Raw genomic sequence first — 26225 nt, 5'->3', positions numbered from 1 at the left:
TCCGGAGACATGATCACTGAACCGTCCGACCGCCCCGTCGCCCTGGTCACCGGCTCCACGTCCGGCATCGGCGAGGCCGTCGCGCGCAGACTGGCGGCGGACGGCGCCCGGGTCGTGGTGCACTCCCGGCGCAGCACCCATGCGGGCGAGGCGCTCGCGGCGGAGCTCGGCGGGACGTACGCACGGGCCGACCTGGCGGTGGAGGACGAGGCCAGGGGCCTGGTCGAGACGGCGCTCGAACGCTGCGGACGCCTCGACGTCCTGGTGAACAACGCCGGCATCAGCTGGCCCATCCCCCACGACGACCTGGCCGCGGCGACCCCCGACGACTGGCGGCGGCTCCTCGAGGTCAATCTGATCGCCCCCTGGGTGCTGTGCACGGCGGCCCTGCCCGCCCTGCGCCGCTCCCCGGGGGGCGGCGCCATCGTGAACGTCACCAGCCACGCCGGGGTGCGCCCCAAGGGCTCCTCGGTGCCGTACGCGGCGAGCAAGGCCGCGCTGAACCACGTGACCCGGCTGCTCGCCGCCGCCCTCGGCCCCGAGGTGCGGGTCAACGCGGTGGCGCCCGGCCTCGTGGACACCCCGATGACGAAGGACTGGGCGCGGGCGCACGAGCTGTGGCGGGAGCGGGCCCCCATGCACCGCCCGGCCCAGCCGTCCGACGTGGCGGACCTGGTGGCCTCGGTGCTCGCCAGCGCCTACCTCACGGGCGAGGTCATCCTGCTCGACGGCGGCCTGAACCTGACCTGACGAGGGCGCGGCGGGCGGCCCCTCAGAGCGTCACCACCGACACCTCCGTCGCCTTCACGCTGGTCCACACCTCGGCCCCGTCCGCCAGCCCCAGTTCCACCGCCGCCTGCGGGGTGATCTCAGCGACCAGGTCGGGCGCCTCGCCCGAGGTGACCAGGACGCGCAGGCGGCTGCCCGCGGTGGTGATCTCCCGCACGGTCCCCTGCCAGACGTTGCGCGGGCTGCCCTCGGGCCGCTCGCGGTGGACGGAGACCGCCTCGGGGGCGATGACGGCGAGCGCCCGCGCCCCCGGGGCCGGCGGATCGGCGACGACCAGGCGCCCCTCCCCCGCCAGGGCGAGCGTGCCGTCCGCTCCGGCGGTGCCCGGCCAGGCGTTGCGGCCGAGCATCCGCGCCACCCAGGGCGAGCGGGGATGCCGGGTGACCTCGGCCGGCGGCGCGTCCTGCAACGTCCGTCCCTCGTCGAGCACGAGGACCCGGTCGGCCAGCGACACGGCCTCCACGGGGTCGTGCGTGACGATGAGGCAGACCCCGCCGAAGCCGTCCAGGTGGCGCCGCAGGGTGTGGCGCACGTGGGCGCGGGTGGTCTGGTCGAGGGCGGCGAGCGGTTCGTCGAGGAGCAGCAGCCGGGGCCTCGCCGCCAGCGCGCGGGCCAGCGCGACACGTTGGGCCTGGCCGCCAGAGAGCTGGGCGGGCCTGCGGTGCGCGAGGCCGCCGACGCCGAGCCGGTCGAGCCACCGCTGTGCCTCGCGGCGGGCCTCGGCGCGCCGGACACCCTGGGCGCGCAGCCCGTAGGCGGTGTTGCCGAGGGCGCTCAAGTGCGGGAAGAGCGCGCCCTCCTGGGGCACCCAGGCGACGCGGCGGCGGTGCGGCGGCAGCGCGGTGACGTCGCGTTCGCCGAGCCGCAGCCGGGCGTGGGCGCGTGGCGTGAGGCCGAGCAGGGCGCGCAGCAGCGTCGTCTTGCCCGCGCCGTTGGGGCCGACGACGGCGATGGTGGTGCCGGGGTCCGCGTCGAGGGTCAGTTCGTCGTGTCCGGTGACGTCGGCGTGCAGGGACCACTTCCCGGCGGGCGCGGGCGGTGGCGGGGTCTCGTCGGCCGGGGCGGGCGGCGGCTCGTCGGCGCGCGGCGGCCGCACCCGTACCGCCGCCCCCGTCGTCCACCGCCCGCGCAGCCCGATCAGCACGGCCATCGCGATGGCGAGGAGCAACAGCGACAGGGAGGTCGCGGCCTCCGGGGAGTCCTGGAGCAGCAGGTACACCTGGAGCGGCAGGGTCTGGGTGGTGCCGGGGAGGTTGCCCGCGAAGGTGATCGTCGCCCCGAACTCGCCGAGGGCCCGCGCCCAGGTCAGCGCGGCTCCCGCGATCAGCCCGGGGGTGACCATGGGCAGCGTGACGGTGAGGAACACCCGGACCGGCGGGGCCCCGAGCGAGGCCGCCGTCTCCTCGTAGCCGGGCCGGAGGCCGCCGAGCGCCCCCTCCAGGCTGATGACCAGGAACGGCATCGCCACGAACGTCGCCGCGATCACCGCTCCCGACGTGTGGAAGGGCAGCACGACGCCGAAGGTGTCCTCCAGCCAGGGGCCGAGCAGTCCGCGCCGCCCGAAGCCGAGGAGGAGCGCGACGCCGCCGACGGTCGGCGGCAGCACCATCGGCAGGAGCACCAGGGAGCGCACGACCGCCTTGCCGGGGAAGTCGACGCGGGCGAGCAGCCAGGCCAGCGGCACCCCGAGCAGCAGCGAGAGGCCGAGCGCCCAGAAGGAGACGAGCAGGGACAGCTTCAGGGCCCGGGTGACGCCGGGCGCGGACAGGTGGGCGCCGAGGTCCCCCCACGTGGTGCGGGCGAGGATGCCGATGAGCGGCATCAGCAGGAACGCGATCGCGAGCAGCGCGGGCAGTGCGAGGGCGAGCGGGGCGCGGGTGCGGGCGGGGTCGCGGCTGCGGCCGAGGGGGCGGCGGATGCTCAGGCGGCTCATCAAGGGTCCCGGGGTCGACGGCTGGCGCGGCTACGGCTTCTGGAAACCGCCGTCCCGCAGGATCTTCTGCGCCTCGGGGCCGCCGAGCCACTGCACGAACGCGGCGGCGGCGTCCGCGTGGGCCGAGCCCTTGAGGGTGGCGGCGGGGTAGGAGGCCACGGCGTTCTGGGCGTCGGGGATCTCGACGGCGTCGACCTTGCCGGCCGCGGTGGCGGCGTCCGTCCGGTAGACGATGCCCGCGTCGGCCTCGCCGAGTTCGACCTTGCTGAGCACGGAGCGGACGTTCGCCTCCTTGGAGACGGGCTTCACCGTGATCCTCTGCCGGTCGAGGACCTGCTTGGCGTACCGCCCGACGGGCACGGTGTCGTCGGCGAGGACGACCTTCAGCTTCGGGTCGGCGAGGTCCTTGAGCGTCTTGACCCCGTCCGGGTTGCCCTCGCGGGTGGCGATGACGAGCCGGTTCCGCGCGATGACCACCGGGTCGCCGGTCTCCGCCTTCAGGCCTTCCATGGTCGTGGTGTCGGCGGTGACCAGGACGTCGGCGGGCGAGCCCTGCTCGACCTGCGCTGCCAGTTCCTGGGAGCCGGCCGCGGAGACGGTGATGTCGGCGCCGGGGTGCTCCTTCTCATACGCCTTCTCGGCCGTGGCGAAGACATCGGTGAGGGAGGAGGCGGCGAGGACGGTGAGCTTCACGTCCCCGCCCCCGCCCTCCTTGCCGCTCCCGCCGCCGTCACCGCCGCCGCAGGCGGCGAGCGGCACGAGCAGCGCGGCGGTGACGGCCGCGGCGGCGCGGCGGGAGGTGAGAGCGGGGCGCTTGCGGGACATGGCGGGGCTCCTGGTTCGGGTGGTGCTCAGGCGCGGCCGGTGCACGCCCGAGGACTCGGACGGGGCGCTGTGGCACGGGGTGCCCGAGCAAGGTCGATGTGGCGCCGGGCCGCTCGGGGCGCGGTCCGTGCCGCGCCGGGACGCTCAAGCGCGGCCGGTGCCGCGCCGGGGCGTCAGGCGCGGTCGATGTGCACGCTGGTGGACTTGACCCGGGCGGTGGCCTGGGTGCCGACCTCCAGGCCGAGCTCCTCCACCGCCTCGCGGGTCAGCAGCGAGACCAGGCGGTGCGGCCCCGCCTGGATCTCCACCTGGGCGGCGACGTCTCCGAGCTTCACGGCGGTGACGATGCCGGGGAAGGCGTTGCGGGCGGAGGTGTACGAGACGTCGTCCTCGCCCGTGCCGCCGCTCTGCGCGACCTCGACGGAGAAGGCGGCCAGGTCCCGCCCGTCGATGAGCCGCCGCCCGGCCTCGTCGCGGTGCGTGGCGACCCGTCCGGCGTCCGCCCAGCGGCGGGCGGTGTCGGGGCTGACCCCGAGCAGACGCGCGGCCTGCCCAATCGTGTAGGACTGCATGTGCGACAAGATAAGCCCATTCGGCTCGCATCTGAAATATTTCATGCGTATCTCCATGGCAGATGCGGAGCGCCTGGAGCTTCCCCCGAAGCACGCGGCCCCGGCACGACCGCCGGCTCACACCCCATGGCCGACGGCTCTCGCCCCACGACTGCCGGCTCACGCTCCATGGCCGACGGCTCTCGCCCCACGGCCACCGGCTCACGCCCCCTGCGGCGGAAGGTGGCCGCCCGGGACAGGATTACCTCGCCGTGAACGGCCAACTCGCCTCCGCATGGCACTCTTCGACAAGCACGACCGTGATCAGGACCCCGCCGAGGGCCACGACCCCGAGCGCGACAGCGAAGCCGACCGGCACAGCGCCCCGGAGCCCCGTCCGGACCCCGGCCGCGCGGGCGGCGGCGGGGACCGGGAGCCGGCCGCCGGCGCCGGTCCGGGCCCCGAGGTCGAGAGGGACGCCCCCGACGAGCCCACCGACCTGCCCGCCCACTCCTGGTGGGCGGTCCTGCGGCGCACCGGCAGGGAGTTCATGGACGACGAACTGCCCGACCGGGCCGCCGCCCTCACGTACTACGGCGTGCTCTCCCTCTTCCCGGCGCTGCTCGTCCTGGTCTCCGTCCTCGGCGTGCTCGGCAAGAAGGCCACCGGCTCGGTCCTCGACAACCTGGGGACACTGGCGCCGGGCGCCGTGCGCGACCTGCTGAGCGACGCCGTGCGGCAGCTGGAGGACAGCGGCGGCACCAGCGGCGTGGTGGCGATCACGGGCCTGCTGCTCGCGGTCTGGTCGGCCTCCGGATACGTGGCCGCCTTCATCCGCGCCTCCAACGCCGTCTACGACCTCCCCGAGGGCCGCCCGGTGTGGAAGCTCACACCGCTGCGCATCGGTCTGACGCTGGCCCTGATGGTGCTGCTCGCCGCCAGCGCGCTCATCGTGGTCTTCACGGGCCCGCTGGCCGAGCGGGCGGGCGACGCCATCGGCGTCGGCGACGAGGCGGTCACCGCCTGGTCGATCGCCAAGTGGCCCGTCCTGCTCGTCCTCGTCGTCCTGATGATCGCGCTGCTGTTCTGGCGCGCCCCCAACGTCCACGGCCCCGGCTTCCGCTGGCTGAGCCCCGGCAGCGTCCTCGCGGTCCTGCTGTGGCTGCTCGCCTCCGGCGGCTTCGCGCTGTACGTCGCGGGCTTCGCCTCGTACAACAAGACGTACGGCGCGCTCGCGGGCGTGGTGATCTTCCTGGTCTGGCTCTGGCTGTCGAACCTGGCGATCCTGCTCGGCCTCGAACTCGACGCGGAACTGGCCCGCCAGCGGGCGATCAGCGGCGGCATGCCGCCCGACGAGGAGCCGTACGTGGAGCCGAGGGACACCCGCAAGTGGCCCCGCCGCCGCACCGCCCGGCCGGGCCCGGCGTCCTGACCCGGCCGCCGCGTCACCCGAACGGGCAACGCCCGGGGGTTTGCGTCGTTGACACAGGTGGAATCGTTCCTGCGCCCTGACGCTGCGGTGGGGCGGGTGGGACTCGAACCCACGGCCGACGGATTATGAGTCCGCTGCTCTAACCGGCTGAGCTACCGCCCCTAACGGCGCGTCGCGCACATTTGTGCGCGCCGTCTGCCGCAGCATAGCCGCTCATACGATCTCCTGCTCCGGATGGTCGGCATAGCTCGACCATGAGGACCGCCGGGCCGCCCGCATGGTTCCACCAGGCACGAAAAAGACCCCTGAGAGACATCTCAGGGGTCTTTCCGTACAGCTCTCCCGACTGGACTCGAACCAGTAACCTGCCGGTTAACAGCCGGCTGCTCTGCCAATTGAGCTACAGGAGACCGAGCTCCCCCGACTGGACTCGAACCAGTAACCTGCCGGTTAACAGCCGGCTGCTCTGCCAATTGAGCTACAGGGGATCGTCTCGTTGCATCGAACGCACCTGCCTGGGAACTCTCCGGGCGGCGGGCGCTCGCTGCGACACATACATTAGCGCAAGCAGGGGGGTGCTCCGCCAATCGGTACCTCTGGGCCGGTCAGCGGACGGAGACTGACGGCCCACGGAACGAGCTTCGAACGAGCGACGGACAAGCGACGGACATGCGACGCCGACGCAAGGAAAGGGTGGCTGCCATGCGATACCGGCTCACATTCGTGGTGGGACTGGCCCTCGGGTACGTGCTCGGAACCCGGGCCGGACGCGAGCGCTACGAGCAACTGAAGAAGTCGGCCCGTGAGATCTCGCAGAACCCGGCGGTGCGCAACACGGTCGAGTCGGCGACCCAGCAGGGGCGCGAGGTGGCGGGCAAGGCCTTCCACACCGTCTCCGACCGGGTCGGGGACCGGATGCCCGACTCGGTGGCCGAGCGCGTGCGGTCGCTGCGCGAGAAGGGCCAGGGCGCCGAGGACGACTGGGGCACGAGCAACACCTAGGGCCGGGCGGCGCCTCTGACGCGTCGGCCGCGACCGCTCAAGTGCCCTGTGGGACCGCTGGGGTGTGGGTCACGTCCGGCGGTGCGGCAGAATTCCCGGCATGGGGATAGTCGCAGGGTTGGACAGTTCGCCCGATTCCACGCGCATCGTGGTCTGTGACACGGACACGGGCGCCGTACTCAAGCAGGGCTACGCCCCGCACCCGCTGGAGAGCGCCGAGGGCGGTGGGCGGCCGGCCGACGTCGATCCACAGGCCTGGCTGCTCTCCCTCGGCGAGGCCGCGGGGGGCGGGCTGCTCGAAGGCGTGCAGGCGATCGGCGTCTCCGCGCAGCAGAACGCCCTGGTGCCGCTCGACGGCCACGGCAACACCGTGCGCCCCGCGCTCGTCGGCAACGACCGGCGGGCGCAGGTGGCCGCCGTCGACCTGATCGACGGGCTCGGCGGCCGCGAGGCCTGGGCGCGGGCCGTCGGGTGCGTGCCGCAGGCCGGGCAGCCGGTGACGAAGCTGCGCTGGCTGGCGCGGACCGAGCCGGAGGCCGCACGCCACGTCGCCGCCCTCATGCAGGCCCCCGACTGGCTGGTGTGGCAGCTCCTCGGCAGGCCGGCCCGGCGCACGACCGACCGCGGCGGGGCCTCCGGCACCGGTTACTGGTCGGCGGCGACCGGCGCGTACCGCCCCGACCTCGTCGAACTGGCCCTCGGCCACCAGACGATGCTGCCCGAGGTGATCGGCCCCGCCGAGCCCGCCGGGACGACGCCCGAGGGGCTGCTGATCTCGGCGGGGACCGGCGAGACCATGGCCGCCGCCTTCGGGCTCGGGGTGCGGCAGGGCGACGCCGTGGTGTCGCTCGGGGCCTCCGGGTCCGTGATGGCGGTGCACCACGAGGCGCTGACCGACACCCGTGGCATGATCACCGCCCTCGCGGACGCCACGGGGCTGCACCTGCCGGTCGTCCACACGATGAACGCCGTACGCGTGCTGCGCGGCACCGCCGAGATGCTCGGCGTGACGGATCTGGAGGAGCTGTCCGCGCTCGCCCTGAAGTCGACGCCGGGCGCCCACGGGCTCGTGCTCCTGCCGTATCTGGAGGGTGAGCGCACGCCTCAGCTGCCGCACGCGGCGGGGACGCTGACCGGGCTGCGGCGCGAGTCGATGAAGCCCGAGCACCTGGCGCGGGCCGCCTTCGAGGGCATGCTCTGCGGGCTCGGGGACGCGCTCGACGTGCTGCGCGGGCGCGGCGTCGAGGTCCGCCGGGTCTTCCTGCTCGGCGCCGCGGCCGGGCTGCCCGCCGTGCAGGCGGCGGCCCCGATGCTGTTCGGCACCCAGGTCGTCGTGCCGCAGCCCGCGGACTACGCGGCGCTCGGCGCGGCGCGCCAGGCCGCGTGGGCGCTCACCGGTCAGCTCCCGCTCTGGCAGGGCGCCGCGGCGCAGGTCTTCGAGCCGGGCGAGGAGCACGCCGTGGGGCAGGCCGTGCGGCAGCAGTACGCGACGGTGCGCGAGCAGAGCCACCCGGGGGCCTTCGCCGCGGGCGTCTGAGCACCGCCTTCCGGACCCTTCAGTCGGCCCACTTCTTTACCGGGGCTGATTTTTGACCCGGTCATGGGTTAATGGGTTGCACGCCGACGGGTCGGGTAGCGCAGGATAGGCACGACTTCGCCAACTTGCCTTCACCCGACCCGTCGAGAGACCGCGCGTGCTCATAAGACTCCTGCGGACACACCTGCGTCCGTACAAGAAACCGATCGCCCTGCTGGTGCTCCTGCAGTTCCTGCAGACGTGCGCCTCGCTCTATCTCCCCACCCTCAACGCCGACATCATCGACCACGGTGTCGTCCAGGGGGACACGGGTTACATCCTCCGCTTCGGCGGCATCATGATCGCCGTCACGGTCGTGCAGATGGTCTGCAACATCGGCGCCGTCTTCTACGGCGCGCGGACCGCGTCCGCCCTCGGGCGCGACGTGCGGGCCGCCGTCTTCGACCGCGTGCAGTCGTTCTCCGCGCGCGAGGTGGGCAAGTTCGGCGCCCCCACACTGATCACGCGGACCACCAACGACGTCCAGCAGGTGCAGACGCTGGCCCTGATGACGTTCACGCTCATGGTCTCCGCGCCCATCATGTGCGTCGGCGGCATCGTGATGGCGCTCGGCCAGGACGTGCCGCTCTCCGGCGTCCTCGTCGCCGTGGTACCCGTCCTCGGCATCAGCGTCAGCCTGATCGTGCGGCGGCTGCACCCGCTGTTCCGCACCATGCAGGAGCGGCTCGACACGGTGAACCGCGTGCTCCGCGAGCAGATCAGCGGCAACCGCGTCATCCGCGCCTTCGTCCGCGACAGCTACGAGAAGGACCGTTTCCGCGACGCCAACGCCGACCTGACCGACGTCTCGCTCGGCACCGGCAAGCTGCTCGCCCTGATGTTCCCGATCGTCATGACCGTCGTGAACATCTCCTCGATCGCGGTGGTGTGGTTCGGCGCCCACCGCATCGACAGCGGCGGCATGCGGATCGGCGCGCTCACCGCGTTCCTCGCCTACCTCATGCAGATCGTGATGTCCGTGATGATGGCCACCTTCATGTTCATGATGGTGCCGCGCGCCGAGGTCTGCGCCGAGCGCATCGAGAAGGTCCTGGACACCGAGAGCAGTGTGGTGCCCCCGGCCGCCCCGGTCCGCGAGCTGCGCAGCCACGGCCATCTGGAGCTCCGGTCCGCCGGCTTCCGCTTCCCCGGCGCCGAGGAGCCCGTGCTGAGGGGCGTCGACCTCGTGGCGCGGCCCGGCGAGACCACCGCCGTCATCGGCTCCACCGGCAGCGGCAAGTCGACGCTGCTCGGCCTGGTGCCCCGGCTCATCGACGCCACCGAGGGGCAGGTCCTGGTCGGCGGCGTCGACGTGGGCTCCGTCGAGCCCGCGCTGCTCGCCAGGACGGTCGGCCTGGTCCCGCAGAAGCCGTACCTCTTCGCGGGCACGGTCGCCTCCAACCTCCGCTACGGCAACCCCGACGCCACGGACGACGAGCTGTGGCACGCCCTGGAGGTCGCGCAGGCCAAGGAGTTCGTGCAGGGCCTGGAGGAAGGGCTCGACGCGCCGATCTCGCAGGGCGGCACCAACGTCTCCGGCGGCCAGCGCCAGCGCCTGTCCATCGCGCGCACACTGGTGCAGCGCCCGGAGATCTACCTCTTCGACGACTCGTTCTCCGCGCTCGACTACGCCACCGACGCGGCGCTGCGCGGCGCCCTGGCCGAGGAGACGGCCGAGGCGACCGTCGTCATCGTCGCCCAGCGCGTCTCCACCATCAGGGACGCCGACCGCATCGTGGTCCTCGACGAGGGCCGCGTCGTGGGCGCCGGCCGCCATCACGAGCTGATGGAGAGCAATGAGACCTACCGGGAGATCGTCCTCTCCCAGCTGACGGAAGCGGAGGCCGCGTAATGCCCCCTGGCATGGGTGGACCGGCAATGGGTCCCGACTCCCGCTCCATGGACTTCAAGAACTCCGGCAAGCGGCTGCTCGCGCAGTTCGGGCCGGAGCGCGCCACGATGTACGGGATGCTCCTCGCGGTGTTCCTGAGCGTCGCGCTCTCCGTCGTCGGCCCGAAGATCCTCGGCAAGGCGACCGACCTGCTCTTCGCGGGCGTCGTCGGCAAGGACATGCCCGCGGACCTGACCAAGGAACAGGTCATCGAGGGCATGCGCGACAAGGGCGACGGCGGCATGGCCGACATGCTCACCGGCGTCGACTTCACGCCGGGCGAGGGCATCGACTTCGACGCCGTCGGCGAGGTCCTGCTGCTCGCGCTCGGCACGTTCCTGGTGGCCGGCCTGCTGATGGCCGTCGGGACGCAGCTGTCCAACATCGCCATCAACAGGACCGTCTTCCGGCTGCGGGGCGACGTCCAGGCGAAGCTGTCGCGGCTCCCGCTGTCGTACTTCGACAAGCGGCAGCGCGGCGAGGTCCTGAGCCGCGCCACGAACGACCTCGACAACATCAACCAGACGCTCCAGCAGACGATGGGCCAGCTCATCAACTCGCTGCTGACCATCATCGGCGTCCTCGTGATGATGTTCTGGGTGTCGCCGCTGCTCGCGCTGGTGGCGCTGGTCACCGTGCCGCTGTCGTTCGTCGTGGCGACGAAGGTCGGCAAGCGGTCGCAGCCGCAGTTCGTGCAGCAGTGGAAGACCACCGGCAAGCTGAACGCGCACGTCGAGGAGATGTACACCGGCCACACGCTGGTGAAGGTGTTCGGCCGCCAGGAGGAGTCGGCGAAGACCTTCGCCGAGCAGAACGACGAACTGTACGAGGCCGGGTTCAAGGCGCAGTTCAACAGCGGTGTCATGCAGCCGTTGATGTTCTTCGTCTCCAACCTGAACTACGTCCTGGTGGCCGTCGTCGGCGGTCTCAGGGTCGCGTCGGGCTCGCTCTCCATCGGTGACGTGCAGGCTTTCATCCAGTACTCGCGGCAGTTCTCGATGCCGCTCACGCAGGTCGCCTCGATGGCGAACCTCGTGCAGTCCGGCGTCGCGTCGGCCGAGCGGGTCTTCGAGATCCTCGACGCGGAGGAGCAGGAGGCCGACCCCGTGCCGGGCGAGCGCCCCGGCCACCTGCGCGGCCGGGTCGAGATGGAGCACGTGTCCTTCCGCTACGACAAGGACAAGCCGCTCATCGAGGACCTGTCGCTGGCCGTGGAGCCCGGCCACACGGTCGCCATCGTCGGTCCCACGGGCGCGGGCAAGACCACGCTGGTCAACCTGCTCATGCGGTTCTACGAGGTCACCGGCGGGCGCATCACCCTGGACGGCGTGGACATCGCGCGGATGACGCGTGACGAGCTGCGCTCCGGGATCGGCATGGTGCTCCAGGACACCTGGCTGTTCGGCGGCACCATCGCGGAGAACATCGCGTACGGCGCGTCGAAGGACGTCACGCGCGAGCAGATCGAGGAGGCGGCGCGCGCCGCCCACGCCGACCGGTTCGTGCGGACGCTGCCCGAGGGGTACGACACCGTCATCGACGACGACGGCGCGGGCGTGAGCGCGGGCGAGAAGCAGCTCATCACCATCGCCCGGGCGTTCCTGTCCGATCCGGTGATCCTGGTGCTGGACGAGGCGACCAGCTCCGTCGACACCCGGACGGAGGTGCTGATCCAGAAGGCCATGGCCCGGCTCGCGCACGGGCGCACGTCCTTCGTCATCGCGCACCGTCTCTCCACGATCCGTGACGCGGACACGATCCTCGTCATGGAGGACGGGGCCATCGTGGAGCAGGGCACGCACGATGTGCTCCTGGCCGCCGACGGCGCGTACGCCCGGCTGTACGCCGCGCAGTTCGCCCAGGCGGTGGCCGAGGTGGACTGAGGGTCAGTCCAGGTAGCCCCGCAGCTGGTCCGCGAAGGCGTGGTCCCGCAGCTTGTTGAGGGTCTTCGACTCGATCTGGCGGATGCGTTCGCGCGTCACGCCGAAGATCCGGCCGATCTCCTCCAGGGTGCGGGGCCTGCCGTCGACCAGGCCGTAGCGGAGCTGCACGACCTTGCGCTCGCGTTCGCCGAGAGTGGAGAGGACCGCCTCCAGGTGCTCGCGGAGCAGCAGGAACGCCGCCGACTCCACGGGGGACGTCGCGTCGCCGTCCTCGATCAGGTCGCCGAGCGCGACGTCGTCCTCCTCCCCCACCGGGGCGTGCAGCGAGACCGGCTCCTGCGCCAGGCGCAGCACCTCGCTGACGCGCTCGGGCAGCAGGTCGAGCTGGGCGGCGACCTCCTCGGGCGTGGGTTCGTACCCGCGCTCCTGGAGCATCCGCCGCTGGACGCGCACGACGCGGTTGATGAGCTCCACCACGTGCACGGGCACCCGGATCGTGCGGGCCTGGTCCGCGAGCGCGCGGGACATGGCCTGCCGGATCCACCAGGTGGCGTACGTGGAGAACTTGTACCCCCGGGCGTAGTCGAACTTCTCGACGGCCCTGATCAGGCCGAGGTTGCCCTCCTGGACGAGATCCAGCATGGTCAGGCCGCGGCCCACGTAGCGCTTGGCGACGGAGACGACCAGGCGCAGGTTCGCCTCGATGAGGCGGCGCTTGGCCATGCGGCCCATGACGACCAGCTTGTCGAGGTCGAGGGCGAGCCGGGAGTCCAGGTCGGGGGTGTTGACCAGCTTCTCCTCGGCGAAGAGGCCGGCTTCCACCCCGCGGGCCAGCTCGACCTCCTCCGCCGCGGTGAGCAGCGGGATCCGGCCGATCTCGCGCAGGTACTGGCGGAACAGGTCGGACGACGGGCCGCTCGTGTCGGCGCGGCCGCGGGGGGCGGGCAGATCGACGGTCTCGGGTTCGAGGGCGTCGGGGACGTCCCCCGGGTCCGGCGCCTCGGCGGCCTCCGCCGTCTCGGGGGTCTCCGTCGCGCCCCTCGCCGGGGCGGTCTCGGGGCGCCGGGCGGCGCGGTTCTGCGGCGGCACCGCTTCCAGGACGTCCGCGTCGGCGTCGGCACGCACGGCGGTGTCGGTCTGGGTGAGGGTCTGGGTCTGCACGGGGGCGACCTCCAGGGTGATCGCAGCTGAGGCGTGCGGCAACGGGAGAGGGACGACGGCCTCGCCGCTGTCCGTCCCGGACACGGTGTGTGGAACCGCGGGGGTGTCGGGCCCGCTGTCTGCGAGCCGGCCGCGCTCCGAGGACTCAGGCACCGGACCCCAGTGTGGGGCACGACACACGGCCGCCACGAGGGGCGTGCGGTGACTTTTTGAGTCCGGTCCGTGACCGCGTGGTTACCCGACGGGTACCCGTGACACGGGACCCACGCCCGCTAGAGCGCGTCGGCCCCGCGGTCGCGCAGTGCCTGGCCGTACTGCTGCAGGACCCACAACTCGTTCTGCACGGCCACCAGTTGCTGCGGGTCGCCGCCCGCGCCGAGCCGGGCGAGGCTGCCCTGGACGTCCCGGATGCGGCGGTCCACGGCGCGCAGCCGGACCTGGACGAGCTGCACGCCCGCGTAGACCTCGTCGACGGTCTTGCGCAGGATCGCCTCGACGGCCAGCTCGGTGACCATGCGGCGCACCGTGTCGTCGGGCGCCGCGTCGAGCACCCGCCCGAGGTAGGCCTGCGGCTCGGCGATGCCCGCCTCGGCGCCGCCCGCCTCCTCGATGCACTGGCGCACCGCGGCGTAGGGCGGGGCGGTGAACTCGTCCGCCCCGTACGCGTCGAAGGCCGGGGAGACCAGCTCGGGGCGCTGGAGGGCCAGCTTGAGCAGCTCGCGCTCGGTGCGGTGGGCGGGACTGCGCAGGGTGAGGGCGGGGCCGCTGGGCGGGGGCGGTCCCTGCGCGTACGTCTGCTGGGGCCTGCCCTGCGGCTGGGCCGGGCCCCTGCCGCCGCGGTCGCGGGCCCAACGGGCGAGCTGCGCCACGCGCTTGACGACGAACTGGGTGTCGAGGATGCCGAGCATGCCGGCGAGCTGGACCGCCACCTCGTGCTGCGCGCCGCTGTTCTTGATGCGGGCCACGACGGGCCCCGCCTCGTCCAGGGCGGCGGCGCGGCCCGCCGGGGTCTCCAGGTCGTACCTGCCGACGATCTGGCGCAGGGCGAACTCGAAGAGCGGCGTGCGCGGCTCGACGAGGTCGGCCACCGCCTCGTCGCCCTTGGCCAGGCGCAGCTCGCAGGGGTCCATGCCGTCGGGCGCGATGGCGATGTAGGTCTCGGCGGCGAACTTCTGGTCGTCCTCGAAGGCCCGCAGGGCGGCCTTCTGGCCCGCCGCGTCGCCGTCGAAGGTGAAGATCACGCGGGCGCTTCCGTTGTCCATCAGGAGGCGGCGGAGGATCTTGATGTGGTCGCCGCCGAAGGCCGTGCCACAGGTCGCGATGGCGGTCGTGACGCCCGCGAGGTGGCAGGCCATGACGTCCGTGTACCCCTCGACGACGACCGCGCGGGACGTCTTCGCGATCTCCTTCTTGGCCAGGTCGACGCCGTACAGGACCTGGCCCTTCTTGTAGATCGGCGTCTCGGGCGTGTTGAGGTACTTCGGGCCGTTGTCGTCGTCGCGCAGCTTGCGGGCGCCGAAGCCGACGACCTCGCCGCCGATGTCGCGGATCGGCCACATCAGACGGCCGCGGAAGCGGTCGATGGGGCCGCGGCGGCCCTCCTGGGAGAGCCCCGAGAGCGTCAGCTCCTTGTCGGTGAAGCCCTTGCCGCGCAGGAAGCGGGTGAGGTGGTCCCAGCCCGCGGGGCTGTAGCCCACGCCGAAGTGCGCCGCGGCGGCCTGGTCGAAGCCGCGCTCGGCGAGGAACTTCCGGCCGATCTCGGCCTCGGGGCTCTCCAGCTGTTCCACGTAGAACTGGGCGGCCACCTTGTGGGCCTCCACCAGGCGGATGCGCTCGCCGCGCTGATGACTGGGGTTGTACCCGCCCTCCTCGTACCGCAGGGTGATGCCCGCCTTGGCGGCGAGGCGCTCGACCGTCTCCGAGAACGTGAGGTGGTCGATCTTCATCACGAAGGCGATCGTGTCGCCGCCTTCCTGGCAGCCGAAGCAGTGGAAGAGACCCTTGCTCGGGCTGACCTGGAAGGACGGGGACTTCTCGTCGTGGAAGGGGCACAGGCCCTTGAGGTTCCCGCCGCCGGCGTTGCGCAGCTGGAGGTAGTCGGAGACCACGGCGTCGATCGGGACCGCGTCCCGAACCGCCTTCACGTCCTCGTCATTGATCCTGCCTGCCACGTAGGAATACTACGGCCCGCCTGTGACACTCCCGCCCGGCCCTTCACGCGAGCAGCGACGCCAGGGGGGTGCCGGGGTCCGCGAGGGCGTTCAGGTCGGGGCGGGCGCCGGACTGGATCAGCTTCTGGACGGTCTCCGTGACGTCCCACACATTCACGTTCATCCCGGCGAGGACCCGGCCCTCGCGCAGCCAGAACGCGATGAACTCCCGCTTGCCGGCGTCACCGCGCACCACCACCTGGTCGTACGAGCCCGGGGGCGCCCATCCCGAGTACTCCAGGCCCACGTCGTACTGGTCGGAGAAGAAGTACGGCACCCGGTCGTGGGTGACGTCCCGGCCGAGCATCGCGCGGGCCGCGGCGGGGCCGCCGTTCAGGGCGTTCGCCCAGTGCTCCACGCGCAGGCGGGCGCCGAAGAGGGGGTGCTCCAGGGCCGCCACGTCGCCGGTGGCGAAGATGTCGGGGTCGGAGGTGCGCAGCGAGGCGTCGACCGCGATGCCGCCGCCCTCGGCGCGGTCGGCCAGGGTGAGGCCCGCGGCCTCGGCGAGGGCCGTGCGCGGGGCCGCGCCGATCGCGGCGAGGACGTCGTGGGCGGGGTGCTCCTCGCCGTCGTCGGTACGCGCCGCGAGGACCATGCCGTCCTGGCCGACGATCTCGGTGAGGCTCGCGCCGAAGTGGAAGCGGACGCCGTGCTCGGCGTGCAGGTCGGCGAACATCTGGCCGACCTCGGGGCCGAGGACGGCGTGCAGCGGGGTGGCCTCGCGCTCGACGACGGTCACCTCTGCGCCGTACTCCCTGGCGGCCGCCGCGATCTCCAGGCCGATCCAGCCGGCCCCCGCGATCACCAGGTGGCCGTTGTCCCTGCCGAGGGCGGTGAGGACCTGCCGGAGGCGGTCGGCGTGGGCGAGGCGGCGCAGGTGGTGCACGCCGGCGAGGTCCGTGCCGGGGACGTCGAGGCGGCGCGGCTCGGCTCCGGTGGCGAGCAGCAGCTTGTCGTAGTGGATGACCGTGCCGTCGCCCAGGCGCACGCTCCGCGCCTCGCGGTCGATCGCGACCACGGGCTGCCCCAGGTGCAGTTCGACGTCGGCCTGCGCGTACCACCCCGGTTCGTGGACGAAGACGCTGTCGCGCTCCTCCTTGCCCAGCAGGTACCCCTTGGACAGGGGCGGGCGCTCGTAGGGGCGGTCACGCTCGTCGCCGACGAGGATCACCCGGCCGGTGAAACCCTCGGAACGGAGGGTCTCTGCCGCCTTGGCGCCGGCCAGACCTCCTCCCACAATGACGAACGTCTGATGCGCGTCGACCACTTGATGCCTCCTCGCCGGGGGACCGGGGTGTACCCGGTGAAAACTGTCTGTACGCCGGAACGCCGTCCGAATGCCACAGGAGCGTCCCGCACGGAGCGTGATGGGGGAAGGGGGCGTGGCCCCTGTCGGCCACTTTCCGTCACGCCTCGTGGTCACTTCATGGTCACTGCCCGTGGCCGCCGAGGTGTCTCGACGTCATCCTGGCGTGCAGGGCGCGGGCCGCCGCGTCGGTCAGGGACGCGATCTGGTCGACCACCACGCGCTGCGCGGCACGGTCGTCGGAGGCCGCCTCGTACAGCGCGCGGAACTGCGGGTCGAGCCCGTCGGGCGCGCGCGTCATGAGCGCGTCCGCCAGTTCGGCGACGACGATCCGCTGGTCGGCGCGGAGCCGCTCCTGTGCGGGGCGCTGCATCACGTAGCGGTCGGCGACGGCCTTGAGCACCGCGCACTCGTACCGCGCCTCGCGGGGGACGACGAGCTCGGCCGCGTACCGTGTGAGGGGGCGGGCGCCTCCCCCGCTGCCCGGGGGGCCGGGAGGGCGCCCCCATCGCGCGCGCGTGGCGGTCTCCGCGGCCAGGCAGAAGCGGCCGATGAGCTGGCTCGTGGCGTCCTTCAGGCGGGCCTGGGCGACGGCCGTCCCGTCGTACCCGTGCGGCCACCACTCCTGCTCCAGGAGGCGGTCGAGGGCGTGGGCCAGCTCTTCGGGGTCGGTGTCGTCGGGGACGTACCGCCCGATCGCCACGGCGAAGACGTCCTGGCGCTCGGGCTCTGCGTGCAGCGCGTTCGGGTCGATGTGGCCGGCGTGCAGGCCGTCCTCGAAGTCGTGGACCGAGTACGCGACGTCGTCCGACCAGTCCATGATCTGCGCCTCGAAGCAGACGCGCTGCCCGGGGGCCTCCTTGCGGACCCAGTCGAAGACCGGCCTGTCGTCCTCGTAGACCCCGAACTTCGACGACTCGGGGTCGTGGGGGTGGCCGCCGCGCGGCCAGGGGTACTTGGTGGCGGCGTCGAGGGCGGCCCGGGTGAGGTTCAGGCCGACGCTGACGAGGTCGCCGGCAGTCTCGGAGCGGACGAAGCGCTTCGGCTCGATGCGCGCGAGGAGCCGCAGCGACTGGGCGTTGCCCTCGAAGCCGCCGCAGTCGGCCGCCACCTCGTTCAGCGCCTGCTCGCCGTTGTGCCCGAAGGGCGGGTGGCCGAGGTCGTGCGCGAGGCAGGCGGTCTCCACCAGGTCGGGGTCGCAGCCGAGGGCGGCGCCCAGCTCGCGGCCGACCTGCGCGCACTCCAGGGAGTGCGTCAGACGCGTACGGGCGCTGGCGTCCCAGGCCTGGTTGCGGGTGCCCGGTGTGACGACCTGCGTCTTGCCCGCGAGGCGGCGCAGGGCGGCGGAGTGCAGCACGCGCGCGCGGTCACGCTGGAAGGCCGTGCGTCCGGGACGCTTGTCGGGCTCGGCGGCCCACCGCTCGACGGCGGCCTCGTCGTACGCCTCATAGGTGTCGTCCCGCGCGTTCGGTGCTGTGCCTTCCATGCACCGACAGTAGACGCAAGCGATGACAAAGAGGGTCCTGGCCCCTCGTCAGACGGCGGTCGGGCGGCGCTGTTCGGCCATGGCCGGGGCTCCGCACGCCTGGTCGTAGCGGTGCAGGACGAGGCGGGCGAGGGCGGGGTGGGCGCCCAGCGGGGCCGCCGCGATCCAGGGTGCCGCGTCCGCGCTCTGGGCGGCGAAGCGGCCGGGCGCGGTGAAGTACGCGGCCACGGCCGTGCGGGTCCTGCCCCGCTCGGCCAGGGCCGCGACCGCCTCCGGCACGGTACGGGCGCAGGCCGCGGTGGGCGCGGCGTACGCGGGCGCCACGGGGACGCCCAGCCGCTCCGCGAGCAGCCCGGCCGCGGCTTCGGTGTCGGCGGCGGACTCCGGGTCGCGGGAACCGGCCGCGGCGAGGACGACGGCGTGGCAGCGGCGCGCGGCCGTGCCGAGCGGTCGCGGGGGCCAGCCCGCTTCGACGAGCCGGGTGTGCAGGGCCTCGGCGAGCAGGGCGTGCGGGCCGAGCGGGGCGGTGGCGCGGACGTCCAGGTGGGGGGCGGCCGCGACGGCCGCGGGGATGTCGCGCTTGACGTGCAGGCCCCGGCCGAGGAGCAGCGGCGCCAGCACGGCACGGCCGCTCGCGTGGGCGGCGAGGGTGTCGGTGAGCAGCGGCTCGTTCAGCTCGATGTGCCCCAGGCGCACGGCGAGGCCGGGCCGCTGCTCGCGGACCCGCTCGGCGAGGGCCGTGACGGTGGCGAGGGCCCGGGGGTCGCGGCTGCCGTGGGCGACCAGGACGAGGGTGGGGCGGCGCTCGCCCCCGGAGGCGACGAGGCGGAGGCGGCCGGCGGGCCGGCCGGTGATGCGGGGCGTCATGGACCGAGGATGGCCGGGGCTCATTGCGGTCGCGTTGCGCGGCCGTGACGGCAGTTTTCGTGGCGCTCACGGGGGGGGTGCCGGTTCCCCGCCCGGCCTCCTCGCCTGGTTCCTCGGCCGGTTCCACGTGCGGTCCTACGTCCGGTCTTACGCCCGGCTCCACGTCAGGGCGGGTCACGGCGGGTCAGGGGCGGGTCAGGGTTGTTTCAGGGTGGCGTCCGGGGCGCGAGGCACTGACTCCGCCGGCGGGGTCGCCTACCGTGGTGGCAGTGATCGGATCGGGGGAGATCCGGCGGGCACGGGGGCGGATCGCATGGGACGGCCGGGGTGGGGACGGCGGCTGAGGCCGCCGGGCGGGGACGACGGGCGGGGCGGGCCATCTTGGCTGCGGCTGCCGCGCACGAGACGGGGGCAGCGCAGGGCCGTGCGGGCGGCAATGGTGCTGTGCGTGCTGGCGCTGACGCCGGCGACCTGGCTGTTCGTGACGACGGACGGCGAGACAGGGACGGTCGCGGAGGCGCCGAAGGCGGAGGTCGCGGTGGTCTTCGGCGCCGGGTTGTGGAAGGGCGACCCCTCGCCCTATCTGGCCCACCGCCTGGACGCGGCGGCCGATCTGTACCGCAGGGGCCGGATAGAGGTCGTCCTTGTCACCGGTGACAACAGCCGCGAGGAGTATGACGAGCCGGACGCGATGCGCGCCTATCTGACGAAGCACGGAGTGCCGGGCCGCCGCATCGTCAGCGACTACGCCGGCTTCGACACCTGGGACTCCTGCGTCCGCGCCAAGAAGATCTTCGGCGTCAACCGGGCGGTCCTGATCAGCCAGGGCTTCCACATACGCAGGGCGGTCGCCCTCTGCGACGCCGCGGGCATCTCGTCGTACGGCGTCGGGGTGGACGCCAAGCACGACGCTACCTGGTACTACGGCGGGGCCCGCGAGGTCTTCGCGGCGGGCAAGGCCGCGCTCGACGCGGCGTTCCGGCCCGACCCGCACTTCCTCGGTCCGCGGGAGCCGGGCGTGGACCGCGCGTTGGCCTCGCCGCGCTGAGAGCCCGCGGGCCTCACAGCGCGGGACGGGGGCGGCTGAGGTCGGCTTACCGCGTGCGTAACGCGACCGCGCGGAGCCGCGTAACAACGTCGGCGCAGGCTGGCGGCATGCACTCCACGGCGACACCCCCGGTAACCGCGACACACTGCCCGTACTGCGCGTTGCAGTGCGGCATGGACCTGGCGGCCGGCCCCGGCGGGGGCGTGGAGGTCAGGGAGCGCGCGGGCTTCCCGGTGAACAGGGGCGCGCTGTGCGGCAAGGGACGCACGGCACCGGCCGTGCTGTCCTCCCGGGTCCGGCTGACCGAGCCCCTCGTGCGCGACCGTGCCACGGGCAGGCTCGCGGCGGCCACCTGGGAGGAGGCCCTGGACCGGATCGCCGGCGAGTTGTCCCGTACGCGGGCGGCGCACGGCGCGGACGCGTGCGGCGTGTTCGGCGGTGGCGGCCTGACGAACGAGAAGGCGTACGCACTGGGCAAGTTCGCGCGGGTGGTGCTCGGCACGTCGCAGATCGACTACAACGGACGGTTCTGCATGTCGTCGGCCGCGGCGGCCGGGCAGCGGGCGTTCGGACTCGACCGGGGGCTGCCGTTCCCGCTGGAGGACATCCCCCGCACCGGGTGCGTGATCCTCGTCGGGTCGAACCTCGCGGAGACGATGCCGCCCGCTCTGCGGTACCTGACCGAGCTGCGGGAGAACGGCGGCACGCTGATCGTCGTGGACCCCCGGCGGACCCGGACCGCGGAGCACGCCGATCTGCACCTGGCGCCGCGCCCCGGCACGGACCTCGCGCTCGCGCTCGGCCTGCTGCACCTGATCGTGGCGGAGGGGCGTACGGACGAGGAGTTCATCGCGGAGCGCACCAGCGGATGGGAGGAGGCGCGGGCGGCGGCGATGGCGCACTGGCCCGAGCACGTCGAGCGGATCACCGGTGTGCCCGTGCCGCAACTGCGGGACGCCGCGCGGCTCTTCTGCGACGCGAAGGCCTCGATGGTGCTCACCGCGCGCGGCCCCGAGCAGCAGTCCAAGGGCACGGACACGGTCGGGGCGTGGATCAACCTGTGCCTGGCCACGGGCCGCGCCGGCCGCCCCCTGTCCGGGTACGGCTGCCTGACCGGCCAGGGAAACGGCCAGGGCGGACGGGAGCACGGGCAGAAGGCGGACCAGCTGCCGGGTTACCGCAAGCTGACCGATCCTGCGGCGCGGGCCCATGTGGCGAAGGTCTGGGGCGTGGACCCCGAGTCGCTGCCGGGGCCCGGCAGGTCGGCGTACGAACTGCTCGACGCGCTCGGCGGGGACGTCAAGTCGCTGCTCCTCATGGGCTCCAACCCGGTCGTGTCGGCGCCGAGGGCGGGGCATGTGGAGGAGCGGCTGCGCTCGCTCGACTTCCTCGCGGTGGCCGACGTGGTGCTGTCGGAGACGGCCGAGCTGGCGGACGTGGTGCTGCCGGTGACGCAGTGGGCCGAGGAGACCGGGACGGTGACGAACCTGGAGGGCCGGGTCCTGCTGCGGCGCCGCGCCGTGTCCGCGCCCGCCGGGGTCCGCAGCGACCTGGAGGTCCTGCACGGCCTCGCGGCGCGGCTCGGGCACGCGAAGGGTTTCCCGGCCGAACCGGAGGAGGTCTTCGAGGAGTTGCGCCGGGCGAGCGCGGGCGGCCCCGCGGACTACTCCGGGATCTCCTACGCACGGCTGGCGGAGAACGAGGGAGAGGGCCTGTTCTGGCCGTGCGGCAGTGAGGGCGGACTCGGGGGCGAGGGGGAACCGAGGGGTGCGGGAGACCTCGGGGGCGAGGGGGGCCTCGGGGGCGAGGGCGGGCCCGGGTGCGAGGGGGACTTCGCACATGCGGCTCCGCATCCCGGGACCCGGCGGCTGTTCCTCGACCGGTTCGCCACCGAGGACGGGCGGGCGCGGTTCGTGCCGGTGGTGCACCGGGCCGCCGCCGAGGAGCCGGACGCGGAGTATCCCGTGTTGCTGACCACGGGGCGGGTGCTCGCGCAGTATCAGTCGGGGGCGCAGACGCGCCGGGTCGACGAGCTCAACTCCGCGGCGCCGGGGCCCTTCGTGGAGCTGCACCCGCGGCTCGCGGCGCGGCTTCGGATCGCGGAGGGCGAACCGGTCGCCGTGGTGTCGCGGCGCGGCCGAGCGGTCGCCCCGGCGCGGGTCACGTCGTCGATCCGCTCCGACACGGTGTTCATGCCGTTCCACTGGCCTGGCGAGGGCCGGGCCAACTCTCTGACGCATCCGGCCCTCGACCCCGTGTCGCGGATGCCGGAGTTCAAGGTGTGCGCGGTACGGCTGGAACCCTTGCGGCCGAGTTGAGCGGGCCCGGGACGTCGCCCTCCCGGGCCCGCGGCACGGCTGTCAGCAGGTGCGGCCGACGTACCAGGCGCCGTCGATGTCCCCGGCCTCGCCGATCCAGGTGACGCCGGGGCCCACGCAGCGGGTGCTGTTGGGGCCCCAGTCGTCGATCTCGATCACGATGCGGGAACCGTCGCTCGTGCAGTGGTTGTAGTAGGCGTCGCTCGCCGTCTCGTAGAACCCGCAGGGGTTCTTGACGGCGGCCGGTGATGCCGTGGCGGCGGAGGCCGTCGCCGCCAGGGACATGCCGAGGGTGAGGGTCACGGCTCCGAGGAGAGCCGGCAGGGTACGGCGAACTCGCATGAGGCGACTCCTTGTTGAACACCGAAAGCGCGCACCGAGCGGTGCACACGGAGAGCTTCACCGTGACCACTCTGAGTAGTCACGTGAAGTCGCCCGGACGAGTGGTGGAGATCATCAGATCGGGTGCGTCGGCGTTTGAGCTGCGGATTTGGCCTCGTGGGTGGGTAGTTGCGCGAGTCGCACGAGTTGCGCGTGGGTCACGGGTGGGTGGTGCGTGTACCGCGCGTGGGCCGTGCCTGCGTCGCGCGTGGGTGGCGGCTGCGTCCGGGTGCGCCGCGGGGTGCGTCACGCCTGCGTCGCGGGGTGCGTCATGCCTGCGTTCGGGTGCGCCGCGGGGTGCGTCATGCCTGCGTCGCGCGGGGGTCATGTGTCAGGGGTGTTTCTCAAGGCGGCGGAGGCCGGGCGCCTTGGACCAGTCGCCGCCCTCTATCACCGTGCCCGAGGCCCGGAGCCGAGCGGCCACGCGGGGGGCCGCCACGTAGACCCAGGCGAGGGCCGTGGCGCCGTCGGCGGTGCGGGTGACTTCGCGGACGACACGCTCGTACAGGTTGCGGGGATCGCCCGGCACGTACTCCTCCAGGAGGTCCAGGGCAGCGAGCAGCGGGGCGTGCGCGGAGGGCGTCGCGGTGACCAGCTCGCCGCGGACGGGGCCGGCTTCGGGGTTCTCGACGGCGTACGGGTGGCCGGGGCCCGCGTACAGGGCCGCGCCCGGCATTTCGGCCGGTTCCTCGGTGGCCACGTGGCCGAGGAGGTGAGCGGCGTGGTTGTGGCGCCCCGGGCGCAGGGTGCCGTACACGAAGAAGGGCAGCCGGGGTCACCCGGCGGTCTCCCGCGCCACCCACTCCAGGTAGGCCGCGCTCCCCCGCACCACAGGGGTGGCGATGATCTCGGGAGTGTCGTAGTCGTGGGCTTCGGTGAGCCATGCCTCCAGGGCGTCGTAGCGCGCGGCGGACGTCTTGAGCAGGATCTGCCACTCCTGGGCGGTCTCGATGGCGCCCTCCCACCGGTACACGGACGTGACGGGGCCGGTGATCTGCGCACAGGCCGCGAGCCGGGCGCGCACCGCGCCGCTCGCCAGGTCCCGCGCCTTGTCCTCCGCGTCCGTGGTGGTCAGCACGGTCAGGGCGGCGGGCGTGGGCGGCTCGGCCGGCGCGGTGGCCGTGGTCTCAGCAGCGGTCTCGATCCCGGGCGCGGGCTCGGTCGCGGGCTCGGTCGCGCGCTCCGACTCGGTCCCGGTCTCGGTCTCGGTCTCGGTCTCGGTCGACGGAGCCGGTTCGGCGGGGTCGTCCATGCCGTAAACATCCGTGCCGCGAGCGTCCATACCGTGAGCGTCCATACCGAGATTGTGCACAGGGGGCTCGCGGACCGGAACCGGCGGCCGGGGCGGGGCCCGAGCGGGGGCCGGCGGACGGGGGGCGTCTCGTAGCGTGGTCGCATGACAATCTCCGCACTGGTGCAGCGCATTGAGATCGACGGTCAGCCCGCCACCGCGGCCGGGCTGCTCTGGCCGGCCCTCGCCAACCCCGGGCACTTCACCGCGATGCAGGTCAGGGGTGGCAAGGTGCGCGGCATGGACCTCCATTTGGCGCGGCTCGACGCGGCCACGCGTGAGATGTTCGGGCAGCCGCTGGAGGGTGAGTGGGTGCGCGGGCTCGTCCGGCACATCCTGCGCGACGACATCGAGGACGCCTCCGTACGCGTGCACGTCCACGCTCCTGACGGCAAGCCGTCCGTGATGATCACCGTCCGGCCGCCGACCGTGTTGGCGGAGACCATGGAGGGCCGGGCGCAGTCCCTGATGTCGGTGCCGTATCAGCGGCCGTTCGCCCACATCAAGCACCTGGGCGGCTTCGGCCAGGCCCACTACGGCGAGCTGGCCCGGCGGGCGGGGTACGACGGCGCGCTGCTCACCGCCCCCGACGGGGAGATCAGCGAGGGCGCCGTCACGAACATCGGCTTCTTCGACGGGGCGAGCTTGGTGTGGCCGGAGGCGCCGCATCTGTCCGGCATCACGATGCAGCTGGTCGAGGCGGGCCTGCCGGCCGCCGGTGTGCCCACCCGGCACGCCCGCGCCACCCTCGCGGACCTGCCGTCGTACTCGGCGGCCTTCGTCACCAACGCGTGGGGAGTCTGTCCGGTGCGACGGATCGACGACGTGACGTACGCCGTGGACGAGAAGCTGATGACGACGGTGTCCGGGGTCTACGAGGAGGTGCCTCTGGAGGCGTTCTGAGCCCTCTCCTCGCCACCCCCGCCGGGCACCCCCGGCCTGGGGGGCGCCCGGGTCCCAGCCCGTCCGGCGCTTGAGGACGAGCCAGGCTCAGCCGACGACCGACCGAGCCAAAACCCCGCGCAAGGCCCACGGCCAGCCACCGCACGGACGTGCCAGGTCACCCATTCACAGCCGCCGCCCACGGTCTTCGAAGCGGGACCGCCGTCATGCCCGTGACCTGCTGGAACGCTGCCGCTCGGGCGGGAGGAACCGCCTCGTCCCCCGCTTTCCCGCGGCCCACCGGGAGGCGCGCGCCGCCGAGTGCCACTTACCTCGGAAGAGCGGGACTCGACCGACGCAGCGGCACTTGGGGGTGTCGCGGGGCGTGCCCCGCGAAGGCCTCGGAGGAACGAGCATCATGCGCATCGCCCGTCTGCTGACCGGTACCGCCCTCGCCGCAGCGACGGCCGGCGCCCTGGCCGACCCCGCCTCCGCGGCGGCCGGCGGAGACCTCGTGATCACCCCGGCGACCGTGACGCCCGGCAAGCCCGTCACCGTCCACACCGCCGCCTGCGGCTCAGGCGGCACCGCGGCGGGCGACGCCAGCGCGGTGGGTGCGGGAAGGTTCACGCTGGCGCCGGGCGGCGGCCCCGGCGAGGTGACCGGCCGCTTCGAGGTGCCGCCCTCCGCGCAGCCAGGCACCTACGAGATCGCCGCGAAATGCTCCGGCGCGGGCGGCTCAGGGGTGAAGAACAAACGGGTCGCCGCGGATCTGGTGGTGACGGTCACCTCCACCGCAGCCGCCGCCGAACGGCACGCGACGCAGCCGAAGGGGCACGTGAAGACGGGTGTCGGCGGCGCGCTCGGCCCCGACCCCCTGCAGACCGCGGCGGGCGTCGCGGCCCTGGCCGTCGCCGCCGCGGGCGGCACCTGGCTCCTGCATCGCCGGGCCAGAGGCGACCGGATCTGACGGACGGCCCTCCGCGACCCCCGGGTAACGGGCACGGCATCCAGCACCACTCCGGTACCCCGGTCATTCCGGCGCCCCAGCCGCCCCGGCCACCCAGCCACCTTGGCCACCCAGCACCCCGGCCACCCCGGCACCCCGGTCACTCCGGCACCCCGGCACCCTGGCCGCCCAGCACCCTGGCCACCCCGGCACCCCGGCCACCCAGCGCCCCGGTCACCCCGGCACCTTGGTCACTCCAGCACCTCGGCCACTCCGCACCCCGCCGCCGGCACCCCGGCCACCCCCGGCACCCCGGCCGCTCCAGCACCCCGGCCACCCCGCCACCCGGCACCCGGCACCCAGCACCCAGCACCCAGCACCCAGCACCCAGCACCCAGCACCCAGGCCACTCAACCACCCCGCCACCCCGACCGCCCCACACAA

Annotated in this window: 21 protein-coding genes and 3 tRNA genes; 10 read left to right on the top strand and 14 right to left on the bottom strand. The window is 73.4% G+C overall.

Going from position 1 to position 26225, the window contains the following annotated elements; genetic code table 11:
* The first annotated feature begins 9 nt into the window (after positions 1-9).
* On the top strand, positions 10-750 hold the full coding sequence (locus DCW30_RS02240; protein ID WP_076686512.1) for an SDR family NAD(P)-dependent oxidoreductase: 741 nt from the start codon (positions 10-12) through the stop codon (positions 748-750).
* Between the two features lie 22 nt (positions 751-772).
* On the opposite strand, the gene DCW30_RS02235 is transcribed toward DCW30_RS02240, so the two are convergent.
* The 3 genes from DCW30_RS02235 to DCW30_RS02225 form a co-directional block, all read right to left on the bottom strand.
* A complete protein-coding gene (locus tag DCW30_RS02235; RefSeq protein ID WP_103557495.1) occupies positions 773-2722 on the bottom strand; it encodes an ABC transporter permease in 1950 nt (649 codons plus the stop codon).
* Positions 2723-2752: 30 nt separating this feature from the next.
* Entirely contained in the window at positions 2753-3547 is a 795-nt protein-coding gene (gene modA, locus DCW30_RS02230; RefSeq protein WP_076686511.1) for a molybdate ABC transporter substrate-binding protein, read from the bottom strand.
* Positions 3548-3720: 173 nt separating this feature from the next.
* The gene (locus DCW30_RS02225) at positions 3721-4119 is read right to left on the bottom strand and encodes a TOBE domain-containing protein (protein WP_062777019.1); all 399 of its coding nucleotides are present in this window, start codon (positions 4117-4119) and stop codon (positions 3721-3723) included.
* A 274-nt stretch (positions 4120-4393) separates the two neighbouring features.
* Between DCW30_RS02225 and DCW30_RS02220 the strand changes: the two genes are divergently transcribed.
* Positions 4394-5530 (top strand): YihY/virulence factor BrkB family protein, encoded by a 1137-nt coding sequence (locus DCW30_RS02220; RefSeq protein ID WP_079250153.1) that lies wholly within the window; start codon positions 4394-4396, stop codon positions 5528-5530.
* Between the two features lie 88 nt (positions 5531-5618).
* Here the strand turns inward: DCW30_RS02220 and DCW30_RS02215 are convergent.
* The 3 genes from DCW30_RS02215 to DCW30_RS02205 all read right to left on the bottom strand — a co-directional run bounded on the left by DCW30_RS02215 (position 5619) and on the right by DCW30_RS02205 (position 6018).
* Positions 5619-5692: transfer RNA gene (locus DCW30_RS02215), tRNA-Ile, on the bottom strand.
* Positions 5693-5867: 175 nt separating this feature from the next.
* Positions 5868-5940, bottom strand: a tRNA-Asn gene (locus tag DCW30_RS02210).
* 5 nt (positions 5941-5945) lie between these two features.
* A tRNA-Asn gene (locus DCW30_RS02205) sits at positions 5946-6018 on the bottom strand.
* Between the two features lie 214 nt (positions 6019-6232).
* Between DCW30_RS02205 and DCW30_RS02200 the strand changes: the two genes are divergently transcribed.
* The 4 genes from DCW30_RS02200 to DCW30_RS02185 all read left to right on the top strand — a co-directional run bounded on the left by DCW30_RS02200 (position 6233) and on the right by DCW30_RS02185 (position 11882).
* A complete protein-coding gene (locus tag DCW30_RS02200; RefSeq protein ID WP_062776976.1) occupies positions 6233-6532 on the top strand; it encodes a YtxH domain-containing protein in 300 nt (99 codons plus the stop codon).
* A 100-nt stretch (positions 6533-6632) separates the two neighbouring features.
* Positions 6633-8069 carry an FGGY family carbohydrate kinase gene (locus DCW30_RS02195; protein WP_076686510.1) on the top strand — a complete coding sequence of 479 codons (1437 nt, stop codon included), beginning with the start codon at positions 6633-6635 and terminating at the stop codon, positions 8067-8069.
* Between the two features lie 157 nt (positions 8070-8226).
* Entirely contained in the window at positions 8227-9960 is a 1734-nt protein-coding gene (locus tag DCW30_RS02190; protein WP_076686509.1) for an ABC transporter ATP-binding protein, read from the top strand.
* Between the two features lie 11 nt (positions 9961-9971).
* On the top strand, positions 9972-11882 hold the full coding sequence (locus DCW30_RS02185) for an ABC transporter ATP-binding protein (RefSeq protein ID WP_076686508.1): 1911 nt from the start codon (positions 9972-9974) through the stop codon (positions 11880-11882).
* Positions 11883-11885: 3 nt separating this feature from the next.
* On the opposite strand, the gene DCW30_RS02180 is transcribed toward DCW30_RS02185, so the two are convergent.
* The 5 genes from DCW30_RS02180 to DCW30_RS02160 all read right to left on the bottom strand — a co-directional run bounded on the left by DCW30_RS02180 (position 11886) and on the right by DCW30_RS02160 (position 18912).
* The gene (locus DCW30_RS02180; protein WP_076686507.1) at positions 11886-13196 is read right to left on the bottom strand and encodes an RNA polymerase sigma factor; all 1311 of its coding nucleotides are present in this window, start codon (positions 13194-13196) and stop codon (positions 11886-11888) included.
* Between the two features lie 119 nt (positions 13197-13315).
* Entirely contained in the window at positions 13316-15214 is a 1899-nt protein-coding gene (gene dnaG, locus DCW30_RS02175) for a DNA primase (RefSeq protein ID WP_076686506.1), read from the bottom strand.
* Between the two features lie 43 nt (positions 15215-15257).
* Positions 15258-16520 carry an NAD(P)/FAD-dependent oxidoreductase gene (locus DCW30_RS02170; RefSeq protein ID WP_076686505.1) on the bottom strand — a complete coding sequence of 421 codons (1263 nt, stop codon included), beginning with the start codon at positions 16518-16520 and terminating at the stop codon, positions 15258-15260.
* Positions 16521-16683: 163 nt separating this feature from the next.
* Positions 16684-18045, bottom strand: a complete 1362-nt coding sequence (locus tag DCW30_RS02165) for a deoxyguanosinetriphosphate triphosphohydrolase (RefSeq protein WP_076686504.1) — start codon at positions 18043-18045, stop codon at positions 16684-16686.
* Positions 18046-18093: 48 nt separating this feature from the next.
* Positions 18094-18912: a sirohydrochlorin chelatase gene (locus DCW30_RS02160; RefSeq protein ID WP_079250152.1), complete on the bottom strand. Its 819-nt coding sequence runs from the start codon at positions 18910-18912 to the stop codon at positions 18094-18096.
* A gap of 313 nt (positions 18913-19225) precedes the next feature.
* Between DCW30_RS02160 and DCW30_RS02155 the strand changes: the two genes are divergently transcribed.
* Both DCW30_RS02155 and DCW30_RS02150 read left to right on the top strand, forming a co-directional pair.
* Complete coding sequence (locus tag DCW30_RS02155) at positions 19226-19960, top strand: SanA/YdcF family protein (protein WP_079250151.1); 735 nt, start codon at positions 19226-19228, stop codon at positions 19958-19960.
* A 107-nt stretch (positions 19961-20067) separates the two neighbouring features.
* Positions 20068-22278: a molybdopterin oxidoreductase family protein gene (locus tag DCW30_RS02150; RefSeq protein WP_076686502.1), complete on the top strand. Its 2211-nt coding sequence runs from the start codon at positions 20068-20070 to the stop codon at positions 22276-22278.
* Between the two features lie 42 nt (positions 22279-22320).
* On the opposite strand, the gene DCW30_RS02145 is transcribed toward DCW30_RS02150, so the two are convergent.
* From DCW30_RS02145 to cutA, 3 genes are all read right to left on the bottom strand, one after another.
* A complete protein-coding gene (locus tag DCW30_RS02145) occupies positions 22321-22620 on the bottom strand; it encodes a DUF6355 family natural product biosynthesis protein (RefSeq protein ID WP_062776999.1) in 300 nt (99 codons plus the stop codon).
* 370 nt (positions 22621-22990) lie between these two features.
* Positions 22991-23416, bottom strand: coding sequence for a gamma-glutamylcyclotransferase family protein (locus DCW30_RS02140; RefSeq protein WP_237283440.1), 426 nt, complete (start codon positions 23414-23416; stop codon positions 22991-22993).
* An 18-nt stretch (positions 23417-23434) separates the two neighbouring features.
* On the bottom strand, positions 23435-23803 hold the full coding sequence (cutA, locus tag DCW30_RS02135) for a divalent-cation tolerance protein CutA (RefSeq protein ID WP_062777025.1): 369 nt from the start codon (positions 23801-23803) through the stop codon (positions 23435-23437).
* A 252-nt stretch (positions 23804-24055) separates the two neighbouring features.
* On the opposite strand from cutA, the gene DCW30_RS02130 reads away from it, so the two are divergent.
* Together DCW30_RS02130 and DCW30_RS02125 are read left to right on the top strand one after the other, a co-directional pair.
* Entirely contained in the window at positions 24056-24853 is a 798-nt protein-coding gene (locus DCW30_RS02130; RefSeq protein WP_076686500.1) for an aminotransferase class IV, read from the top strand.
* A 394-nt stretch (positions 24854-25247) separates the two neighbouring features.
* Positions 25248-25802 carry a hypothetical protein gene (locus tag DCW30_RS02125; RefSeq protein WP_076689361.1) on the top strand — a complete coding sequence of 185 codons (555 nt, stop codon included), beginning with the start codon at positions 25248-25250 and terminating at the stop codon, positions 25800-25802.
* Positions 25803-26225: the final 423 nt, after the last annotated feature.

Origin of the sequence: Streptomyces alfalfae (assembly GCF_004127445.1) — a bacterium.
Taxonomy (GTDB): Bacteria; Actinomycetota; Actinomycetes; order Streptomycetales; family Streptomycetaceae; genus Streptomyces; species Streptomyces alfalfae.
This window is presented reverse-complemented; position numbering and strand designations above follow the sequence as displayed.

Bases quoted from the DNA above. Each gene is read 5' to 3' on its own strand.
- DCW30_RS02200 (WP_062776976.1), top strand. From the start codon at position 6,233: ATGCGATACCGGCTCACATTCGTGGTGGGACTGGCCCTCGGGTACGTG.
- DCW30_RS02225 (WP_062777019.1), bottom strand. From the start codon at position 4,119: ATGCAGTCCTACACGATTGGGCAGGCCGCGCGTCTGCTCGGGGTCAGC.
- DCW30_RS02155 (WP_079250151.1), top strand. From the start codon at position 19,226: ATGGGACGGCCGGGGTGGGGACGGCGGCTGAGGCCGCCGGGCGGGGAC.
- DCW30_RS02145 (WP_062776999.1), bottom strand. From the start codon at position 22,620: ATGCGAGTTCGCCGTACCCTGCCGGCTCTCCTCGGAGCCGTGACCCTC.
- DCW30_RS02220 (WP_079250153.1), top strand. From the start codon at position 4,394: ATGGCACTCTTCGACAAGCACGACCGTGATCAGGACCCCGCCGAGGGC.
- DCW30_RS02150 (WP_076686502.1), top strand. From the start codon at position 20,068: ATGCACTCCACGGCGACACCCCCGGTAACCGCGACACACTGCCCGTAC.
- DCW30_RS02240 (WP_076686512.1), top strand. From the start codon at position 10: ATGATCACTGAACCGTCCGACCGCCCCGTCGCCCTGGTCACCGGCTCC.
- DCW30_RS02185 (WP_076686508.1), top strand. From the start codon at position 9,972: ATGGGTGGACCGGCAATGGGTCCCGACTCCCGCTCCATGGACTTCAAG.
- DCW30_RS02160 (WP_079250152.1), bottom strand. From the start codon at position 18,912: ATGACGCCCCGCATCACCGGCCGGCCCGCCGGCCGCCTCCGCCTCGTC.
- modA (WP_076686511.1), bottom strand. From the start codon at position 3,547: ATGTCCCGCAAGCGCCCCGCTCTCACCTCCCGCCGCGCCGCCGCGGCC.
- DCW30_RS02165 (WP_076686504.1), bottom strand. From the start codon at position 18,045: ATGGAAGGCACAGCACCGAACGCGCGGGACGACACCTATGAGGCGTAC.
- DCW30_RS02235 (WP_103557495.1), bottom strand. From the start codon at position 2,722: ATGAGCCGCCTGAGCATCCGCCGCCCCCTCGGCCGCAGCCGCGACCCC.
- DCW30_RS02130 (WP_076686500.1), top strand. From the start codon at position 24,056: ATGACAATCTCCGCACTGGTGCAGCGCATTGAGATCGACGGTCAGCCC.
- DCW30_RS02195 (WP_076686510.1), top strand. From the start codon at position 6,633: ATGGGGATAGTCGCAGGGTTGGACAGTTCGCCCGATTCCACGCGCATC.